Annotated in this window: 1 protein-coding gene; it reads left to right on the forward strand. The window is 74.1% G+C overall.

From position 1 onward, the window contains the following. Positions 1 to 15: 15 nt before the first annotated feature. Positions 16 to 351 (forward strand): Ohr family peroxiredoxin (locus IG64_RS37275; protein ID WP_037865023.1); only part of this gene is annotated, 336 nt, incomplete at its 3' end.

Genomic DNA, 351 nt, shown 5'->3' on the forward strand with positions numbered 1-351 from the left:
ACAGGGAGAACCGTCATGGCCGTCACCTACACCGCCCGCGTCGACGTCACCGGCGAAGGCCGCAACGGCGGCACCGCCCGCTCCGCCGACGGCCTCCTGGAGCACACGCTGGCCATCCCGAAGGAACTCGGCGGCGCCGGTGACGCCACCAACCCCGAACAGCTCTTCGCCGCCGGCTGGGCCGCCTGCTTCCTCGGCGCCCTGCGCCGCGCCGCCGCCGCGCGCCACGTCAAGCTCACCAGCACCGCCATCACCGCCGAGGTCACCCTCACCCACGGCGACGACGGCGAGTTCACCCTCTCCGCCGTCCTCAGCCCCGTCCTCGGCGGCGTCGACCAGCACACCGCACAG

It is taken from the genome of Streptomyces sp. NRRL S-340 (assembly GCF_000720185.1).
GTDB lineage: Bacteria > Actinomycetota > Actinomycetes > Streptomycetales > Streptomycetaceae > Streptomyces.